General features: G+C 65.2%; 17 protein-coding genes. 12 read left to right on the top strand and 5 right to left on the bottom strand.

Features of this window, described 5'->3' with window-relative positions; all coding sequences use genetic code 11:
- The first annotated feature begins 98 nt into the window (after nucleotides 1-98).
- From infB to gyrA, 11 genes are all read left to right on the top strand, one after another.
- A complete protein-coding gene (infB, locus tag CA260_RS13190; protein WP_111983549.1) occupies nucleotides 99-2,930 on the top strand; it encodes a translation initiation factor IF-2 in 2,832 nt (943 codons plus the stop codon).
- Between the two features lie 159 nt (nucleotides 2,931-3,089).
- On the top strand, nucleotides 3,090-3,485 hold the full coding sequence (gene rbfA / locus CA260_RS13185; RefSeq protein ID WP_111983548.1) for a 30S ribosome-binding factor RbfA: 396 nt from the start codon (nucleotides 3,090-3,092) through the stop codon (nucleotides 3,483-3,485).
- Between the two features lie 64 nt (nucleotides 3,486-3,549).
- A complete protein-coding gene (gene truB, locus CA260_RS13180; protein WP_111983547.1) occupies nucleotides 3,550-4,491 on the top strand; it encodes a tRNA pseudouridine(55) synthase TruB in 942 nt (313 codons plus the stop codon).
- Between the two features lie 145 nt (nucleotides 4,492-4,636).
- Nucleotides 4,637-4,906: a 30S ribosomal protein S15 gene (gene rpsO / locus CA260_RS13175; RefSeq protein ID WP_038616913.1), complete on the top strand. Its 270-nt coding sequence runs from the start codon at nucleotides 4,637-4,639 to the stop codon at nucleotides 4,904-4,906.
- Nucleotides 4,907-4,924: 18 nt separating this feature from the next.
- Nucleotides 4,925-7,030: a polyribonucleotide nucleotidyltransferase gene (gene pnp, locus CA260_RS13170; RefSeq protein WP_111983546.1), complete on the top strand. Its 2,106-nt coding sequence runs from the start codon at nucleotides 4,925-4,927 to the stop codon at nucleotides 7,028-7,030.
- A 156-nt stretch (nucleotides 7,031-7,186) separates the two neighbouring features.
- Entirely contained in the window at nucleotides 7,187-8,230 is a 1,044-nt protein-coding gene (locus CA260_RS13165; protein WP_111983545.1) for a poly(R)-hydroxyalkanoic acid synthase subunit PhaE, read from the top strand.
- A gap of 9 nt (nucleotides 8,231-8,239) precedes the next feature.
- Nucleotides 8,240-9,307 carry a class III poly(R)-hydroxyalkanoic acid synthase subunit PhaC gene (locus CA260_RS13160; RefSeq protein ID WP_111983544.1) on the top strand — a complete coding sequence of 356 codons (1,068 nt, stop codon included), beginning with the start codon at nucleotides 8,240-8,242 and terminating at the stop codon, nucleotides 9,305-9,307.
- Nucleotides 9,308-9,335: 28 nt separating this feature from the next.
- Complete coding sequence (locus CA260_RS13155) at nucleotides 9,336-9,521, top strand: PspC domain-containing protein (RefSeq protein WP_111983543.1); 186 nt, start codon at nucleotides 9,336-9,338, stop codon at nucleotides 9,519-9,521.
- A gap of 56 nt (nucleotides 9,522-9,577) precedes the next feature.
- The gene (gene mtnA, locus CA260_RS13150; protein ID WP_111983542.1) at nucleotides 9,578-10,588 is read left to right on the top strand and encodes an S-methyl-5-thioribose-1-phosphate isomerase; all 1,011 of its coding nucleotides are present in this window, start codon (nucleotides 9,578-9,580) and stop codon (nucleotides 10,586-10,588) included.
- Complete coding sequence (locus CA260_RS13145) at nucleotides 10,588-10,998, top strand: GtrA family protein (RefSeq protein WP_111983541.1); 411 nt, start codon at nucleotides 10,588-10,590, stop codon at nucleotides 10,996-10,998. Before mtnA ends, CA260_RS13145 begins: the two co-directional genes overlap by 1 nt.
- A gap of 137 nt (nucleotides 10,999-11,135) precedes the next feature.
- Complete coding sequence (gene gyrA / locus CA260_RS13140; RefSeq protein WP_111983540.1) at nucleotides 11,136-13,784, top strand: DNA gyrase subunit A; 2,649 nt, start codon at nucleotides 11,136-11,138, stop codon at nucleotides 13,782-13,784.
- Nucleotides 13,785-13,843: 59 nt separating this feature from the next.
- Here gyrA and CA260_RS13135 read toward each other — a convergent pair whose 3' ends face one another.
- The 3 genes from CA260_RS13135 to CA260_RS13125 form a co-directional block, all read right to left on the bottom strand.
- Entirely contained in the window at nucleotides 13,844-15,844 is a 2,001-nt protein-coding gene (locus CA260_RS13135) for an amidohydrolase family protein (RefSeq protein ID WP_111983539.1), read from the bottom strand.
- A 124-nt stretch (nucleotides 15,845-15,968) separates the two neighbouring features.
- Nucleotides 15,969-16,349, bottom strand: coding sequence for a DUF427 domain-containing protein (locus CA260_RS13130; RefSeq protein WP_111983538.1), 381 nt, complete (start codon nucleotides 16,347-16,349; stop codon nucleotides 15,969-15,971).
- A 75-nt stretch (nucleotides 16,350-16,424) separates the two neighbouring features.
- Entirely contained in the window at nucleotides 16,425-16,904 is a 480-nt protein-coding gene (locus tag CA260_RS13125; protein WP_111983537.1) for a peroxiredoxin, read from the bottom strand.
- 229 nt (nucleotides 16,905-17,133) lie between these two features.
- On the opposite strand from CA260_RS13125, the gene CA260_RS13120 reads away from it, so the two are divergent.
- Nucleotides 17,134-18,033 (top strand): DnaJ C-terminal domain-containing protein, encoded by a 900-nt coding sequence (locus tag CA260_RS13120; protein WP_111983536.1) that lies wholly within the window; start codon nucleotides 17,134-17,136, stop codon nucleotides 18,031-18,033.
- 72 nt (nucleotides 18,034-18,105) lie between these two features.
- Here the strand turns inward: CA260_RS13120 and pilH are convergent, their stop codons facing one another.
- Together pilH and CA260_RS13110 are read right to left on the bottom strand one after the other, a co-directional pair.
- Nucleotides 18,106-18,471, bottom strand: coding sequence for a twitching motility response regulator PilH (gene pilH, locus CA260_RS13115; RefSeq protein ID WP_038616934.1), 366 nt, complete (start codon nucleotides 18,469-18,471; stop codon nucleotides 18,106-18,108).
- A gap of 69 nt (nucleotides 18,472-18,540) precedes the next feature.
- Entirely contained in the window at nucleotides 18,541-19,548 is a 1,008-nt protein-coding gene (locus tag CA260_RS13110; protein WP_111983535.1) for an oxidoreductase, read from the bottom strand.
- Between the last annotated feature and the right edge of the window lie 21 nt (nucleotides 19,549-19,569).

Here is a 19,569-nt window from a genome sequence, read left to right as displayed (position 1 = left end):
CGCACCGAGGAAGGCTGAGACGCCTTCCACCAGGGATGGGGGTGGTCGTGCGGAAGTGACTGCATGGCCTAGCGCGGGAACGGCGGAGAAAGAACACGATGTCGGACGTAACGATCAAACAACTCGCCAAGGTACTTGGCATGCCGGTGGACAAGCTGCTCGGACAGCTGTCCGAGGCCGGTATGAAATTCTCCGATCCGGAGCAGATCATCAGCAGCACCGAGAAGGTGAAGCTGCTGGGCTTCCTGCGCCGCACCCACGGCAAGGGCGAACTCGCCGCCGCCGAATCGGACGACAGCTCGCCGCGCCAGATCACGCTCAAGCGCCGAAAGGTGAGTGAGCTGAAGGTGGCCACGCCAGGCGCCCGGGGCGCCGCTGGCGCCAAGACGGTGAACGTCGAGGTCCGTGCCAAGCGCACCTACGTCAAGCGCAGCGTCATCGCCGAAGAAGCCGGCAGCGACGTCGAGCGCGAGGACGCCGTGCGCAAGCTGCAGGAATCGCAGCAGCAGCGCGACCATGAGGAAAACGAGCGCCTGGAAGCGGATCGCCGCCGCCAGGAAGAAGCCAGCCAGCGCGAAGCCGAAGCCCAGCGCCAGCGGGAAGCCGAAGAAGAGCAGCGCCGTCAGCAGGCCGCCGAGGCCGAAGCTACGGCGCGCGCTCATGAGCAGGCCCAGCGCGCCGCTGCGGAAGCCGCCGCGCCCGAGCCGGTGGAGGCACCCGTCGAGGCCGCCGAAAAGGCTGCGGCTGCCGAGCCGGCGGTGCAGCGCATCGATCACAGCTCGCTGGGCATGATCGTGCCCACCATTCATGAGCCGCGCCGCCGCGAGAAGAAGGTCGTCATCACGCCGGCCCCTGCAGCCTCGAAGCCTGCCGCGACGGCGGCGCCCGTGGCCAATCGCCCGGGCCCGGCTGCCGCTGGTGCGGCCGCGCCTGCCGCTGGTGCGGCGGGCGACAGCCGCAACAAGGCCCGTCATGGCCGTGATCGTGACGACACGCCGGGCGGCAAGCGTTTCGCCGCGGGCGAACTGCACCTGAGCGAAGCCGATCGCGCGCGTCGCTCCAGCAACAAGCGCGGCAAACCCGGCAAGGGTCCGAACCGCGATGTACCGCGTGGCGGCTCGCCGGCCTCCAGCGGCCCGCACGGCTTTACCCGTCCAACCGCCGCGGTCGTGCGCGAAGTCGTGGTGGGTGACAACAACGTGGTGGCCGACCTCGCCAACAAGATGGCGGTCAAGGGTTCGGAAGTGGTCAAGGCCCTCTTCAAGATGGGCGTGATGGCCACCATCAACCAGACCATCGACCACGACACCGCGGTGCTGGTGGTTGAAGAGCTAGGCCACAAGGCCGTGGCTGCGAGCGAGAACAACGCCGAAGCCGCGCTGGCTGCCCACACGCAGAACGCGGAGCTGGAAGGCGAGAAGAAGCCGCGTCCGCCGGTGGTCACCATCATGGGCCACGTCGACCACGGCAAGACCTCGACGCTCGACTACATCCGTCGCACCAAGGTGGCTTCGGGCGAAGCAGGCGGCATTACGCAGCACATCGGTGCGTACCACGTGGAAACGCCCAAGGGCGTCATCACGTTCCTGGATACCCCGGGCCATGCGGCGTTCACCTCGATGCGTGCTCGCGGCGCCCAGTCCACCGACATCGTGGTGCTGGTGGTCGCGGCCGACGACGGCGTCATGCCGCAGACGGCCGAAGCCGTGCAGCATGCGCGCGCCGCCAAGGTGCCGCTGATCGTGGCGCTCAACAAGATGGACAAGTCCGACGCCAACCCGGACCACGTCAAGCAGGGCCTCGGCAACCTGGAAGTGATCCCGGAAGAGTGGGGTGGTGACACGCCGTTCGTGCCGATCTCGGCCAAGACCGGCATGGGCATCGACGACCTGCTCGACGCGATCCTGGTCCAGGCCGAAGTGATGGAGCTGACGGCGGTCGAAGACGGCCCGGCCTCCGGCGTGGTGATCGAGTCCAGCCTGGACCGCGGTCGCGGCCCGGTGGCGACGGTGCTGGTGCAGCAGGGCACGCTCAAGCGCGGCGACTTCGTCGTCTGCGGCATCGAGTATGGCCGCATGCGCGCACTGATCGACGAGAACGGCAAGACCGTGCAGGAAGCCGGTCCGTCCATTCCGGTGCAGGTGCTGGGTCTGTCCGGCGTGCCGGAATCGGGTGACGATTTCGTGGTCGTGGCCGACGAGCGCCTGGCCCGCGAAGTGGCGGCCGAGCGCCAGCTCAAGCGTCGTGAAACGCGCATGGTCAGCAAGGCCAACCGCCTTGAGGACATCATGGCCCAGATGGGCCAGGGTGCCGAGCAGCAGACGCTCAACATCCTGGTCAAGGCCGACGTGCAGGGTTCGGTGCAGGCGCTGCGCGAGTCGCTCAGCCAGATCGGCAACGAGAACGTGAAGGTCAACGTGATCGCGGCCGGCGTCGGCGGCATCACCGAGTCCGATGCGACGCTCGCCGCCGCCTCCAAGGCGCTGGTCATCGGCTTCAACGTCCGTGCCGACGCCTCGGCGCGCAAGGTGATCGATACCTCGGGCCTCGACGTCCGTTACTTCTCGATCATCTATGACGTGATCGACCAGGTGAAGCAGGCCGCTTCGGGCTTGCTGGGCAAGGAAGTGCGCGAGGAAATCATCGGCATCGCCCAGGTGCGCGAGGTGTTCCGCAGCTCCAAGTTCGGCGCGGTGGCCGGTTGCATGGTCACCGAAGGCACGGTCAAGCGCAGCAAGCCGATCCGCGTGCTGCGCGACAACACCGTGGTCTTCCAGGGCGAACTGGAGTCGCTGCGTCGCTTCAAGGACCTCGTCGACGAAGTACGCAACGGCATGGAATGCGGTATCGCCGTGAAGCAGTACAACGACGTCAAGGTCGGCGACCAGATCGAGTGCTTCGAGCGTATCGAGGTTGCCCGCACGCTGTGATCGAGGGACGAGGAGTGAGTAGCGACATCGCGAAAACTCCATGTCCGGCAAGTTCTCGAAGCCCGGGCAGCTTTGTCCGGGCTTCGTTTTTCTACGTAAACTGCGGCGTTGGCGCCCTCGCCACCGTCTCGCGTCCCCGTGACGACGAAGGAGTTACCCATGCCCTCACGCGATTTCAAACGTACCGACCGCGTCGGCGCCGAGCTGCGCCGCGAAATTGGCCTGCTGGTCCATGCCGCCGTGCGCGACCACGGGCTGCCGTCGGTGAGCGTGTCCGACGTCGAGGTCACCCGCGATCTCGATTGGGCGACGGTTTGGGTAACCGCCCTGCAGCCGGAGCGTTCCGTCGAGGCCGTCAAGGCACTCAAGGAACTGGCAGTGGAATTCCGCCGCGAGCTGTCGCGCAGCATGCGCCTGCGCCGCGTGCCGGAACTGCGCTTCAAGTACGACGACTCGGTCGACAAGGGCGAGCGCATCGAAACGCTGCTCCGCCAGGACAGCGATCGTAATCCGGCGCCGTCCAAGGACGAGGCCGAGGACGCTGCCGAGGACTGAGGCGTGTTTATCGTAACGGGGTGGTCCGTATCGCTGGGGCAGGGCGGCGGGGCCGCATGACCTCATGAGCAAGAAGAAAAGCCGAATCCGTTTCCGCGACCTGCACGGTATCGTCCTGCTGGACAAGCCCTTGGGCCTGAGTTCGAACGAGGCCCTGCAGGTTGTTCGCAAAGGTATTTTTCGCGCGGAGAAGGGCGGCCATACCGGCGCGCTCGACCCGCTGGCTACCGGCCTGCTGCCTCTATGCTTCGGGGAGGCCACCAAGCTCGCTGGCATGCTGCTGGGTTCCCGCAAGGCCTATCTGGCCGAGTGCAAGCTCGGCGCCACCACCAGCACCGCCGATCTCGAAGGCGAGGTGGTCCAGGTTCGGCCGGTGCCTGAACTTTCCGAAGCGGCCATCGAGGCCGCCCTGGCCAAGCTGCGCGGACGCATTACCCAAGTGCCGCCCGTGTATTCGGCCATCAAGCTCGACGGCGAGCCGCTTTACGTCAAGGCGCGGCGCGGCGAGGCCGTGGACGTGCCCTCGCGTGAGGTGGACGTCTATCGGCTGGAGCTGGCCAGTCGCTCGGAGGACAGTCTCACCCTGTACGTCGAATGCGGTTCGGGCACTTACGTGCGCAGCCTGGCAGTCGACCTGGGAGAGGACCTGGGTTGCGGTGCCCATCTGACGGCGCTCCGTCGCCTCTGGGTGGATCCGTTCAGGGAGCCCGCCATGGTCACGGTCGAACAGCTGCAGGCGGCGGCCGGGCAGGGGGACGACGCCTTGCTCGCGTTGCTGCTGCCGGTGTCGGCGGGTCTGGAGGGGCTGCCTGAGTTGAGGCTGGACGCCGAGCGCACCCTGGCCGTCTCACAGGGGCAGCAGATTCCGGTGGATCCAGCGCTGTCGGGGCAGCACGCGGTGTTCGACGAGGACGGCCGCTTGCTGATCCTGGGCGAAGCGGTGGACGGAAAACTGCGCATCGTGCGCGGGTTCAACCTGCCGCGGACCGGGCAGGATGCCGGATGACCATGACGGTCTTGTTGTCGTTGGGCTCCGCTCGCTACAATACGGAGCTTGTTTCAGAATTTTCATTCATCTAGGCGAAGCTTGCGCAACGTCATGGCGTGACGTTGCGCAAGCTTCGCACCCGTTTTTTTAGGAAGAGCTAATCATGTCCCTTACCGCAGAACAGACCGGCAAGATCATCGCTGACTTCGGCCGCGTGCCGAACGACACGGGTTCGCCGGAAGTGCAGGTCGCCCTGCTGTCGGCCCGCATCGACCACCTCACCGACCACTTCAAGGCTCACAAGCAGGATCACCATTCCCGCCGCGGTCTGCTGAAGCTGGTCAACCAGCGCAAGCGCCTGCTGAGCTACCTGAAGGATCGTGACCTGGCTCGTTACCAGAGCCTCATCGAGCGCCTCGGCCTCCGTCGTTAAGGTTGAAGGAATACACACGTGGCGAAAGTAACCAAGTCATTCCAGTTCGGTAATCACGAAGTCACACTGGAGACGGGCGAAATCGCCCGCCAGGCTTCCGGTGCCGTCATGGTCAGCATGGGCGGTACTGTGGTGCTGGTCACCGTGGTGGCCGCTGCCAAGGCGAAGGAAGGTCAAGACTTCTTCCCGCTCACGGTGGACTACGTCGAGAAGTTCTACTCGGCCGGCCGCATCCCGGGTGGCTTCTTCAAGCGCGAAGGCCGCCCGACCGAGAAGGAGACGCTCACCTCGCGTCTGATCGATCGCCCGGTGCGCCCGCTGTTCCCGGAAGAGTTCAAGAACGAAGTGCAGGTCATCGCACAGGTCGTGTCGCTGAACCCGGAAATCGACGGTGACATCCCGGCCATGCTGGGCGCCTCCGCGGCGCTGAGCCTCGCCGGCATCCCGTTCAAGGGTCCGATCGGCGCTGCCCGCGTCGGTTACGCCGATGGCAAGTACCTGCTGAACCCGACCGCGTCGGAGCTCAAGACCTCCAAACTCGACCTCGTGGTCGCCGGTACGGCCAACGCAGTGCTGATGGTGGAGTCCGAAGCCCAGCTGCTGTCCGAGGAAGTGATGCTCGGCGCCGTGGTGTTCGGTCACCAGCAGATGCAGACGGCCATCCGCGCCATCGCCGAGCTGGCCACCCAGGCCGCCCGTCCGTCCATGTCGTGGCAGGCCCCGGCCCGCAACGAGTCGCTCGTCGCCGCCCTCACGGGTGCCGTGGGCAACCAGCTCGAGACCGCCTTCCAGGTGCGTGACAAGCTGCAGCGCCGCGACGCCATCGCCGCCATCAAGGCCGACGTGCTGGCCTCGCTGGCTGCCGACGCCGAAGCCAAGGGCTGGGACAAGGCCGAGCTGGCCAAGGAATTCGCCGAGCTCGAATACCGCACCATGCGCGACGGCGTGCTGAAGACCAAGGTCCGCATCGACGGCCGCAACCTGGACGACGTCCGCCCGATCACCGTCCGCGTCGGCGTCCTGCCGCGCACCCATGGCTCGGCGCTGTTCACCCGTGGCGAAACCCAGGCGCTGGTCGTGACCACTCTGGGCACCACGCGTGATGCGCAGATCATCGACGCGCCGGAAGGCGAGTCGAAGGATGCCTTCCTGTTCCATTACAACTTCCCGCCGTTCTCGGTGGGCGAGGCCGGTCGCTTCGGCGCCCCGAAGCGTCGCGAAATCGGCCACGGCCGTCTCGCCAAGCGCGGCGTGCAGGCGGTCAAGCCGACCATCGAAGAGTTCCCGTACGTGGTCCGCGTGGTCTCGGAAATCACCGAGTCCAACGGTTCCTCGTCGATGGCCTCGGTGTGCGGTTCCTCGCTCGCCATGATGGACGCCGGCATCCCGCTGAAGGCTCCGGTGGCCGGTATCGCCATGGGCCTGGTGAAGGAAGGCAACGACTTCGTCGTGCTGTCGGACATCCTCGGCGACGAAGATCACCTCGGCGACATGGACTTCAAGGTGGCCGGTACCGCCGATGGCGTGACCGCGCTGCAGATGGACATCAAGATCGACGGCATCACCGAAGAGATCATGAAGGTGGCGCTGGAGCAGGCCAAGCGTGGCCGCCTGCACATCCTCGGCGAAATGGCGAAGGTCATCAGCACCCATCGCACCGAGATGAGCGAGTTCGCCCCGCGCCTGCTCACCATCAAGATCCACCCGGACAAGATCCGCGAAGTGATCGGCAAGGGCGGCGCCACCATCCGCTCGATCACCGAAGAGACCGGCACCACCATCGACATCAGCGACGACGGCACTGTGGTCATCGCTTCGGTCAATCGGGAGGCCGCCAATGCCGCCAAGGCGCGCATCGAGCAGATCGTCTCCGACGTCGAGCCGGGTCGCATCTACGAGGGCAAGGTCGCCAAGCTGATGGATTTCGGCGCGTTCGTGACCATCATGCCGGGCAAGGACGGCCTGGTGCACGTCTCGCAGATTTCCAGCGAGCGCGTGGAAAAGGTCTCCGACAAGCTGAAGGAAGGCGACATCGTCAAGGTCAAGGTGCTGGAAGTGGACAAGCAGGGCCGTATCCGCCTGTCCATGAAGGCCGTAGCCGAGGACGAAGGCGCGAACGCCTGAGTCTTGCTCCAGAGGTAACGACGAAAGCCCGGCCACGTGCCGGGCTTTTGTTTTCAAGGCTCCCAAGGCGCCAAAAGTGCTTGCCCGTAATGCCGTTTTTGCGTTCGCCGTAACCTGCTTTTGCTACGATGCCGGCTGAGTAATGAGGACGTAGGCATGGCCGACCAGGCGAGTGATGTGTTCAAGGATTACCAGATGCTGGCACAGCAATCCTGGGATGCCTGGACCCGATACCTGCAACAGCACGCGACGCCGTCTTATGTGCCGGGCGCTGGCGCTGCGATGCCGGGTGCCGACGACCTGATGTCGCGCAGCATGGCGGCGCTGAAGGGCTACAACGAGTGGTTGCAGGGCGCCGTGGGTAGCGGCCTCGGGCAGGGCCCGGCCGACTGGCAGCAAGCGCTGCAGAACCTGTTTTCGAGCCTCGGCGGGCAACCGTTCGCGCATGCGTTCGCATCGATCGACAGCGAGGCTGCGCGAAGCTTTACCCAGTTGTGGCAGTCGTGGCTGCAGAACAGCCAGTCGGGCCTGCGTTTCGATGTGGAGCACATGGCTGCGTTCGGCTTTACCCGCGAACGCCAGTTGCAGCAGCAGGAAATGGCTGCGGCGATGCAGGAGTACCTGGACTGGGCCGGCAAGTACCAGGCGTTGATCCAGCGCGCCAATACCGAAGGCTTCGAGCGTCTGCAGGCCAGGCTTGCCGAGCTCACCGATTCCACTCGTCAGGTCGAATCGTTGAAGGCGCTCTACGATCTGTGGGTCGATGGCGTGGAAGAGGCGTACGCGCAGATTGCGCTGTCCGAGGAATTCCGCCACGTCTACGGTGAGATGGTCAACGCGCAGGGCCGACTGCGGCAGTTGCAGCAGCAGCAACTTGAAGCGACGTGCCGCGAGCTGGGCATGCCGACGCGCAGCGAGGTATCCGCGCTGGGCAAGCGCCTGCACGAGCTGCGTCGCGAAGTGCGCGGTCACCAGGCAGCGCCCGTGTCCGACGAAGTGGCGGCGCTGCGCGCGGAAGTGGCGGCGCTGAAGCGCCAGTTGTCGGGCAAGAGCGAGGAGGCGAAGACCGCCAAGCGGCCAGGCACGCGCAGCAGCAAGCGCGAAACCGAAAAAGATGCCGTCGTGCGCCGCGCCGAGCCGGCGGCCGCGGTCGTCGCCCGCAAGTCCGTCGTGCGCGGCAGCTCGCGCACGCGCAAGTAAGGAGCGTCCATGTTTCCGCCGCTACGCCTCGACCCCGCCGCATTGACGGGCGAGATCGCCGCCTTCCAGCGCAAGCTGGCCGCCGGCCTGGGCAATCTTCAGCACCAGTTGGAACCCGAGTACGCCAACACGCCACGCGAGGTCGTGTACCGCGAGGACAAGCTCACGGTGTGGCGCATGAAGGGACGCGGCAAGCCGACAGCGACGACGCCGACGCTTATCGTCTACGCGCTGGTCAACACGGTATGGATGACCGACCTGCAGGAAGACCGCTCGCTGGTGCGCAACCTGCTTGAGCAGGGCGAGGACGTCTATCTCATCGATTGGGGTTATCCGGACGGCGCCGATCGCTGGTTGACGCTGGATGACTACATCAACGGTTATCTCGACCGCTGCGTGGATGCCGTGCGCAACGCGGCAGGCGTGGATGCGATCAACCTGCTCGGCATCTGCCAGGGCGGCACGTTCTCGCTGTGCTACACGGCCACCCACGGCGAGAAGGTAAAGAACCTGGTCACCATGGTCACGCCGGTGGACTTCCAGACGCCCGACAACATGCTGTCGAGCTGGTCGCGCGACCTGGATGTGGATCTGTTCGTCGACACCATGGGCAACATCCCGGCCGAGCTGCTCAATTGGGTCTACCTCACGCTGAAGCCGGTGCGACTCAACCAGCAGAAGTACGTGGGTTTGGTCGACATCCTCGACAACCCGAAGGAACTGCAGAACTTCCTGCGCATGGAGCGCTGGATCTTCGATTCGCCGGACCAGGCGGGCGAGGCGTTCCGTGAGTTCATCAAGGACTTCTACCAGCAGAACAAGCTGATCAAGGGCGATCTGGTGATCGGCGGCAAGCCGGTCGATCTCGGGATGATCACCCAGCCGGTGCTCAACATCTTCGCCGAGCAGGACCATCTGGTGCCGCCCGATGCGTCGCTCGCCCTTGGCCGTCATGTGGGCACGACCGATTACACCCAGCTCGCCTTCAAGGGCGGGCATATCGGCATCTATGTCTCCGGTCGTGCCCAGCGCGAGGTGCCGCCGGCTATCCACCAGTGGCTCAGTACGCGAAACTGAGCGCTGGCCCGAGGAAGAGAGATCGCTCATGGAAAAGCGTCTGCATCGTTCGCTCACCGACAGGAAGCTCGCCGGCGTCTGCGGCGGCATTGCCGAATACCTGGGTTGGGATCCCACCCTGGTCCGCATCCTGTGGGTCGTCCTTACGTTCATGGGCGGCTCGGGCATCGTGGCGTACCTGGTGCTGTGGCTGCTGATGCCTGACGGCCCCTGATTTCTCGTCGCGGACACGCTGTCCGCTTCCTTCTATTTCGATTGGCAAGACCGTTTATGGATTACGACCGTTACGACCGCATTCGTGCCGTGCAGTGGCAGGGCGATCACCTGCGCCTGCTCGACCAGCGCGTGCTTCCGCAGGAAGAACGCTGGATCGATTGCGCCAGCGCCACCGACGTGACCCAGGCCATCAAGGACCTGGCCGTGCGCGGCGCGCCCGCCATCGGCATCGCCGCAGCCTGGGGCGTGGTGCTGGCGGCGAAGCAGGGTGAACCGTTGGATGCCGCGCTGGCCATGTTGCGTGCTGCGCGCCCCACGGCGGTGAACCTGATGTGGGCGTTGGACCGCATGAAGGCACGCATCGCCGCTGGCGCCGACGCCGCGGCGCTCGAGCGTGAGGCGCAGGCGATCCAGGACGAAGACCTTGCCGCCAACCGCCACATGGGCGAGCTGGGCGCTTCCCTGATCGCGCCGCATTCGGGCGTGCTCACGCATTGCAACACCGGTTCGCTCGCCACGGCGGGTTTCGGCACGGCGCTGGGTGTCATCCGCGCCGGCGTGGCCAACGGTCGCGTCGAGCGTGTGTACGCCGGCGAGACTCGCCCGTGGCAGCAGGGTGCTCGCCTCACCATGTGGGAGCTGGTGCGTGACGGCGTGCCGGCCAAGCTCATTGCCGACTCCGCTGCCGCGCACCTGATGCGTACGGGTGAAGTGCAGTGGGTGATCGTGGGCGCCGATCGCATCGCCGCCAATGGCGATACCGCCAACAAGATCGGTACGTACCAGCTCGCGATCGCAGCGCGCCACCACGGCGTGAAGTTCATGGTCGTGGCGCCGTCGTCCACGGTGGACATGGCCACGGCATCGGGCGAGGACATCGAGATCGAGCTGCGAGATCCGGCCGAGCTGCTGGCCGTTGCCGGGCGCCGCACCGTCGTGGACGGTGCCCAGGCGTGGAATCCCGTCTTCGACGTCACGCCGGCGTCGTTGATCGATGCCATCGTCACCGAGAAGGGCGTGATCGAACGCCCGAGCACACAGGCCATGCAGGCGATGTTCGGCTGATGGGATTGCGCCGGCAGGTCGTGCTGTTCGGCGTCGGTGGTGTCATCGGCCTGGTGGTCGACGCCGGCGTGGTGCAGGCGCTGGTCAGCTGGGGGCATTGGAACGCGTACGTCGCGCGCGTGGTGTCGTTCCTTTCCGCCGCGACGGCGACCTGGTTGTGGAACCGTCGCTACACCTTCGCGCATCGTCTCAGCGGCCGCTCGTTGCGCGCCGAATGGCTGCATTGGATCGCGTTGATGAGCGTGGGCGCGGTGGTCAATTACGCCGCCTACGCGGCCATTCTCATGTTCTATCCATGGCTGCATCGCTGGCCCGCGCTGGCCGTGGCGGCGAGCTCGGCCGCAGCCTCGCTGGTTAATTTTTCGACAGCCCGCGGCGTGCTTTTCAAGCGCGCCAAAACCTCGGTTTAAGTCATTGATTCACAAGTAATAAATACTGTGAATTCGACGTCAAACGTGTTACACTTAGCGGGTTGTTTCCAGGTCGCTGGCCAACGCACGGAGGGTGCGTACGCAGCGACCCTTTTCTTCATCAGGGAAGCCGATTGATGGCAGAACTCGCCAAAGAAGTCATTCGCGTCAACATCGAAGACGAGATGCGCCAGAGCTACCTCGATTACGCCATGAGCGTGATCGTGGGACGCGCCCTTCCGGATGTCCGCGACGGCCTCAAGCCTGTGCACCGCCGCGTCCTGTTCGCCATGAACGAACTGGGCAACGCCTGGAACAAGCCCTACAAGAAATCGGCCCGCGTGGTCGGTGACGTCATCGGTAAATACCACCCGCACGGCGACGCCTCGGTCTACGACACGATCGTGCGCATGGCGCAGGCCTTCTCGCTGCGCTACATGCTGGTCGACGGCCAGGGCAACTTCGGTTCGGTCGACGGCGACAACGCGGCGGCGATGCGATACACCGAAGTGCGCATGGCGAGCCTCACGCACGAGCTGCTGGCCGACATCGACAAGGACACCGTCGACTTCGGTCCCAACTACGACGAAAGTGAGCAGGAGCCGCTGGTCCTGCCGACGCGCGTGCCGAACCTGCTGATCAATGGTTCGTCGGGTATCGCGGTCGGCATGGCGACCAACGTGCCGCCGCACAACCTCAACGAAGTCATCGCCGCGACCATCGCGCTGATCGACGATCCGACGCTGTCGGTCGATGACCTCATGCACTATGTTCCCGGGCCGGATTTCCCGACCGCGGGCATCATCAACGGTTCGTCCGGCATCATCGAGGCGTATCGCACGGGTCGCGGCCGCATCCTGGTGCGCGCCAAGACCGAGATCGAGACCGAATCCAACGGCCGCGAGACCATCCTCGTCCACGAACTGCCGTATCAGGTGAACAAGGCTCGCCTGATCGAGAAGATCGCCGAGCTGGTCAAGGAAAAGAAGATCGAAGGCATCAGCGAACTGCGCGACGAGTCCGACAAGGACGGCATGCGCGTGGTGATCGAGATCCGTCGCGACGCGATGGCCGACGTGGTGCTCAACAACCTGTTCCAGCAGACCCAGCTGCAGGTGACGTTCGGCATCAACATGGTCGCGCTTTTGGACGGCCAGCCGCGCCTGCTGAATCTCAAGGACATCCTCGAGGCCTTCATCCGCCACCGCCGCGAAGTGGTGACGCGCCGCACCATCTTCGAGCTGCGCAAGGCGCGTGCGCGTGCGCACATCCTCGAAGGCCTCACCGTCGCGCTCGCCAACATCGACGAGATGATCGAGCTGATCCGCACCTCGGCGTCGCCGCAGGAAGCGCGTGAGCGCATGCTGGCGCGCAAGTGGCAGCCGGGCATGGTGGCCACGCTGCTGCAGGCCGCGGGCGCGGAAGCCTCGCGTCCGGAAGACATGGACCCGCGTGACGGCCTCAAGGCCGAGGGCTACCAGCTGTCCGAAGTGCAGGCTCAGGAAATCCTGGCGATGCGCCTGCATCGCCTCACCGGGCTGGAGCAGGAAAAGCTCTCGGACGAATACCGCCAGGTGCTGGAGACGATCCGCGGCCTGATCCAGATCCTGGAAGATCCCGCACGCCTGCTCGCGGTGATCCGCGACGAGCTGATCGTGATCAACGAGGAGTTCGGCGACAAGCGTCGTACCGAGATCCAGCATTCGCAGGAAGACCTCAACGTCCTCGACCTGATCGCGCCGGAAGACGTCGTGGTCACGCTGTCGCACACCGGCTACGTGAAACGTCAGCCGGCCAGCACGTATCGCGCGCAGCGCCGCGGCGGCAAGGGTCGTTCGGCCTCGGCGTTGAAGGATGAGGATTTCGTCGAGCAGCTGTGGGTGGTGAATACCCATGACACGCTGCTCACCTTCACCAGCACCGGCCGCGTGTACTGGCTCAACGTGTACCAGATGCCGGAGTCCGGTCCGAACGCGCGCGGCAAGCCGATGGTGAACCTGCTGCCGCTGGGCGAGGGCGAGAAGGTACAGGCCGTGCTGCCGGTGCGCGAATACACTGAAGATCGCTTCGTGTTCTTCGCCACCAAGCAGGGCACGGTGAAGAAGACGCCGCTCACCGAGTTCGCGTTCCAGCTGCAGAAGGGCAAGATCGCCATCAACCTCGACGAGGGCGATGCGCTGGTCAACGTCGCGCTGACCGATGGCAACAGCGACGTGCTGCTGTTCGCCTCCAACGGCAAGACGGTGCGCTTCGACGAGTCGGAAGTGCGCTCCATGGGCCGTACCGCCACCGGCGTGCGCGGCATGCGGCTGGCGGACGATGCCTCCGTGGTGTCGCTGATCGTGGCGGCCGAGGGCGACATCCTTACCGCGACCGAGCGTGGCTACGGCAAGCGCACGGCGCTCGACGAGTTCCCGAAAAAGGGGCGTGGCACGCAGGGCGTGATCGGCATCCAGTGTTCCGAACGCAACGGTGCGCTGGTCGCGGCAACCCAGGTCACCGAAGCGCACGAGATGATGCTGATCTCCGACCAGGGCACGCTGGTGCGTACCCGCGTGGCGGAAGTCTCGCAGCTCAGCCGCAACACGCAGGGCGTGACGCTGATCCGCCTGCCCGCGGACGAGAAGCTGGTCAGCGTGGTTCGTCTCGATGCGGAAACGGAGAACGGTGAAGGCGAAGAGGGCGCAGCCCCCGACGCGATCGGTGATGACGTATCCACGGCGTCTGACGCAGCCGGCGGCGATGTGCCCGAAACCGGTGATGACACGCCCGGCGACGGCGAGTGATCCCCGCCCGATGAGGTGAAGAAAACCCCGGCATGGCCGGGGTTTTCTTTTTCACGCGATCACGGCCTGAAGCCCACCGATCGCCATAGTGGCACCGGGTCGTAGACCGCGCCTGCCTCGATGGTCTTGGCGATGCGTCGCGTGTTGTGGATGTCGGCCAGCGGATCGGCGTCGAGCAGCACCATGTCGGCTCGCTTGCCCACGGTCAACGTGCCGACTTCGTTCTCCAGGCCCATGACTCGTGCCGGCACGCTCGTCGCCGCCATCAATGCTTCCATCGGCGTGAAGCCGGCCTGGACGTAGATTTCCAGTTCGCGGTGCAGCGAATAGCCGGGAATGGCCTGATCCGTACCCGCAACGATGGGAAGGCCCTGTCGATGCAGTTCGCGCAAGGTGGCGAGCAGATAGTCGTAGCGCTTGGCGCGCTCAGCGGACACGCCGGGGCTGTCCAGCGCCGCGGCGAGTTCGGGCGCCACGTGCGTGATGCCGGGCTCGATCGCGCTGAGCGGCGTCGTCTGCGGATGCATCTGTGTCTCGAACAGGACGATGGTGTCGTCGATGACGGTGTGGTGTTCGCGGAACAGCGCCAGCTGGCGCGTCGCATCCGGCGTGGTGAAGTCCAGCGGCGGCAGCGGTTTGTTGCGCTCCATGTGCAGCAGGTCGCGCGCGACGAAATGGATGTGGTTGATGCCGTCGAAGCCATCCTTGACGACCTGTTCGGACGTCATGCCCTCAGGCACGTGGCCTGTCACCGTCATGCCCAGGCGGTGCGCTTCGGCCGTGATCACCGGTACCAGTTCCGGCTTCATGCTGCTGTAGATCTTGATCTGTCGCGCGCCGACGTCCTTGTAGCGTTTGACCCATGCCTTGGCCTGTTCAGGGGTGTCCGCAACGACCGCACCCAGGGTGATCGGCCCGGTGCCATCGATGACACCAGCCATCAGGATGCGTGGGCCAATGCCGCGCCCCTGGTCGATGGCGTCGCGCACTGCGGTAATGAAGTCGAAGATGTTGCCGCAATCGCGCACGGTGGTAATGCCGGAGGCCAGGTACACCGGTCCCCATTCGACCTGCTCGTAATGCGCGTGCATGTCCCACAGCCCAGGGATGAGGAACTTGCCGTGCCCGTCGACGATGTCATATCCCTTGGTCGATGCATGATCCTTGGCATGTGCGATGCGCGTAATGCGTCCATCTTCCATGAACACGGAGACGTCGCTTTGCGCCGGTGCGCCGGTGCCGTCGATCAATGTGGCATGCGTGACGACGAGACGCTTGACGATCGGCTGCCGGGCCTGGGCGGCGAGCTGGGCCAGCGTGGCCAGGCCATCGTTGGCGGCGCGCTGGATGAAGGTGCCGAGCGCCGGCTCGTAGGCTTCGCGCACAGCCTCGAAATGATCGAATTCGGCATCACGCGTGACCAGGGCGGCCAACTGGTTGTTGTCGTCCATCCATAGCGCTTCGCTGCCCCATGCCAGGCCGGACACCTGGTAGCCGTGCAGGGTGACATCGCGATCGGCAAGCTTGATGTGGAGATCGGACGTGGGCTGGATATGGATGTCGTTGCCGGGCGGCGCGGCGATGCGCCCGGGGTGGCCCTGCGAAAGCCAGTACCTCATCAGCATCTGCTGCATGGCGACCGGCGAATAGCCGTCCATCAGGAAGGTGTGGTCGTTGGCCGGATAAAGCGTCTTCTTGCCATCGCGCACGAGCGATACGTGGGCGCGCGTCGCATCGATGGCGAAATCATCGTTCAATTCGCTGGAGCGCGAGGAATGGCCGCGGGTCGTCAAGGAAAGCGGATGCGCCTCATCGGTCGCACGGTATTCGGTCTTGAGCGGCACCGGTGTGCCGCGATCGGTGAACAGGAAATCGGAGGTGAGCAGCAGTTGCCCATCCTTGCGCTCGATCGTATAGGTCTCCTTGCCGATCGCTCGCGCGAACTTGTGCAGCACGAACGCACCTTGTTCGTTCGTCGGGGTTGTCTGCGCGTGGATATCCGATGAGGCGAAAGCGAGGACAGCGGCGATGACGAACGCACTTGCACACTCCAGCTTCATGGACAGCTCCTGACGCGGGTGACGGGCGGCGTCCCGATGGGGCGTCGACAACGCGGTCGATGCGGGACCCGGCGACGTTACCCGTGCAGGTTCGGGGGCGCCAGTGCGTGCGGTGTGGGCCCCGTCAGGCGGGCGTCACGCTGATGTCGTCGACCCGGGTCGTGTAGAACGCGAGATGGTCCTTGATGGGCGCCACGGCATCGTAGGGATGCTCGTAGGTCCACACGGCGTTGACCGAACGGTCTCCGCCCAGTGGAATACTGTAGTACGAGCAGTCACCCTTGTATGGGCAATAGGTCTGGTGGTCGGTGCGTTCGAGCAGCGACATGTCCACGTCCTTGCGCGGGATGTAATGCACCGGCGGGTAGGACGCCTCGCGCAGGGTGAGCGCGGACCGTGTATCGGCCAGCACGCGGCCGCCGATGCGAACGACGATATGGGAAGCGTCGGGCGTGACCTCGATCGGATGATCGGGACCGGGAATCCGCTGAACGCGGCTGTTCATGGCATTCGACCTGCGGCAAAGGGAGTGCCGAGGCTACTCCCTCCGGTGATCAGGCGAGGTGTACGCAGCCCGATCTCAGGCCGTGGCTTCGAGCATGGCCTCGGCGGACGACACGCGGAATTCGCCCGGCGCCTCGACCTGCAACTGCTTCACCACGCCATCTTCGGCGTACAGCGCGAAACGGCGCGAGCGCAGGCCCATGCCATAGCCGCTGCCATCCAGTTCCAGGCCCAGTGCGCGGGTGAAGCTGCCGTTGCCGTCGGCCAGCATCAGCATGCCGTGGGGCACGTTCTGGGACGTGGCCCAGGCCTGCATGACGTAGGCGTCGTTCACGGCAAGGCACATCACCTCGATGCCTCGCGCCTGGAATTCGGTGAAATGCTGGACATAGCCCGGCAGGTGCTTGTTCGAGCAGGTGGGCGTGAAGGCACCGGGCACGGCGAACATCACCACCTTGCGGCCGGCGAACAGTGCGCCGGTATGGGTCTGTTCGATGCTTTCGCCGATCGCGCGGATCTCGGCATCGGGCAGGGTCTGGCCGACCTTGATGCTCATGGGCAGGTGCCTTGCAGGAGGAGAGGAGGCGGATGCTAGCGCCTGTCAGGGTAGGTTGTCGCCTTGAATCACGTGGCTTTCGCACCCATCTCAACGACCATAGAGAGGGTGGCGGTCAACGCCATGCATGACCCAACGAGTCAGGCGGGTTCTGCCTTGCCGGTGAAGCGGCGGGAAGGTGAAAGTTCCCGCACGCCACGCTGGGCGGAGCGATCGCCGGGGAGCGGCAGTGGAATTCAAAGACTATTACGACATCCTGGGCGTAAAGCCCGAGGCGACAGAAGCCGAGATCAAGGCGGCCTATCGCAAGCTGGCCAAGAAGTACCACCCCGACCGCAACAAGGAAGCGGGCGCGGAAGAGAAGTTCAAGGCGATCAACGAAGCGAACGAAGTGCTTCGTGATACCGAGAAACGTCGCGCCTACGACGAGCTGCGTGCCGGCGGTTATCGCGGTGGCGAACAGTTCCGTCCGCCGCCGGGTTGGGGCCAGGGCCACGGCTTCGATTTCGGTGGCGACAGCGGCGGTGATTTCAGCGATTTCTTCGAGAGCCTGTTTGGCCGGGGCGGTGCCGGTCAGCGCGGTGCGCCGCGCGCGCGTCGTGGCGGTGATGTGCATGCACACGTGCAGATCGACCTGCAGACCGCGTTCGACGGTGGTCGCACGCGGCTGGCCCTGCAGGACGGACACGGTGGCGAGCGCGTGCTGGAAGTGAAGATTCCCGCGGGCATCCAGCCGGGACAGGTGATCCGCCTGGCAGGACAAGGCCATGGGGGAAGTGGCGGTGCACCCAGCGGCGACCTGTTGCTCGAGGTAGGCATTCGCGACGATGCGCGCTTCAGGCTGGATGGCCGCAACGTGTTGCACGTGTTGCCCATCGCGCCGTGGGAGGCTGCCCTCGGCGCCACGGTGCCGGTGCCTACCCTGGCTGGTACGGTGGACCTGCGCATTCCTGCGGGATCGCAATCGGGTCGCAAGCTGCGGCTCAAGGGGCGTGGCCTGCCAGGCGCGCATCCGGGTGACCAACTGGTGGAGCTGTCGATCCGTACGCCGGTCGCCGACAGCGACGAGCAGCGCAAGGCCTACGAGTCGTTGCGCGATGCGTTCGAGGGATACGACCCTCGGCACTGAAGGCCGTACGGACGTCCAAACGAAAACGGCGCCATGAGGCGCCGTTTTTCGTTTTGGAGCGTGCCGCTTTGATCAGGCGGGCAGCAGCTCCTTGAGCGTGGTCACCAGTTCCTCTTCCTTGATCGGCTTGGTGACATAGGCCTTCGCGCCCTGACGCAGGCCCCATACCTTGTCGGTTTCCTGGTCCTTGGTGGTCACCAGCACGACCGGGATATGCGAGGTATCCGGGTCCTTGCTGATGGTGCGGGTGGCCTGGAAACCGTTGAGGTTCGGCATCACCACGTCCATCAGGATCAGATCAGGGCGTTCGCGCCTGGCCGCCTCGACACCCGCCGCGCCATCTTCCGCGGTGAGCGCCTCGTGCCCGAGCTTTTCGACGATGCGCTTGATGCCCAGCAACTGCGACGGCGAATCGTCGACGATCAGGATGCGTGCCATAAGGTGGGATTCCCCTTGTTGTTTCGTTTGATTCTAAAGGCGCGGGTGCCGCGCTTCCAAGCATGGCGGTCAGGCGTCGGCGCCCACGCGTACCAGAGTACGCCCGAATGACTCGCCTGCGAGCATGTGATCGAAAATAGCCGGCAATTGCTCCAGCGTCACCTCGCGGGTGGCGATGCGCTCCAGGTGTTGCGGCTTCCAATCCGTGGCGAGACGCTCCCATACGCGGTCGCGGATGTCCCGCGCGGTGCCGGCCGAGGCGATACCCAGCAGGCTGGCGCCGCGAATGATGAACGGCATCACGGTACTTTCGAAGCCGATGCCGCCGGCGTTGCCGCAAATGGCGACGTTGCCGTAGGGCGCGATCAGCGGCAGCAGGCCGGCCAGCATGGCGCCGCCGACGTTGTCCAGCGCGCCGCCAAAACGTGCCGAATCCATCGGCTTGCCGCTGAAGACCAGCTGGTGGCGATCAATGCATTCGGCCGCGCCGAGGTCGCGCAGGAAATCGAAGTGAGTGTTCTTGCCGCTGATCGCATGCACGGCGTAACCGGCACGCGTGAAGATGTCGATGGCCAGCATGCCCACGCCGCCGGTGGCACCGGTCACTGCGAGCGGGCCGAGCGCCGGCGTCTGGCGGTTGTCTTCCATGCGCAGCAGGGCGAGCGCGGCCGTAAAGCCGGCGGTACCGATGATCATGCTCTCGCGCAGGCTGAGGCCTTTGGGCAAGGGGATGGTCCAGGCCGAGGGCAGGCGGATGTATTCGCCGTAGCCGCCGTCGCGTACCTCCGAAAGGCCGCTGCCGGTGCACAGCACGGCGTCGCCTTCCTTGAATGCGGGATCGGTGGAGGCCACTACGGTGCCAGCCGCGTCGATGCCGCCATTGAGCGGATATTGGCGAAGGATCTTGCCCTTGCCGCTGCCGGCCAGCGCGTCCTTGTAATTGACCGAGGAATAGGCCACCTGCACCAGCACGTCGCCGGCGCTCAGCGCATCGGCGCTGATCGTCTCGATGCCGCCGCGGTAGCCGGCGTCGTCGTTGTGGATGCGGAAGGCTCGAAAGGGGGAGGGGGTATTCATTGCCGTTCCTTACGTGGGTTC

It is taken from the genome of Dyella jiangningensis (genome assembly GCF_003264855.1).
Lineage (GTDB): Bacteria > Pseudomonadota > Gammaproteobacteria > Xanthomonadales > Rhodanobacteraceae > Dyella > Dyella jiangningensis_C.
This window is presented reverse-complemented; position numbering and strand designations above follow the sequence as displayed.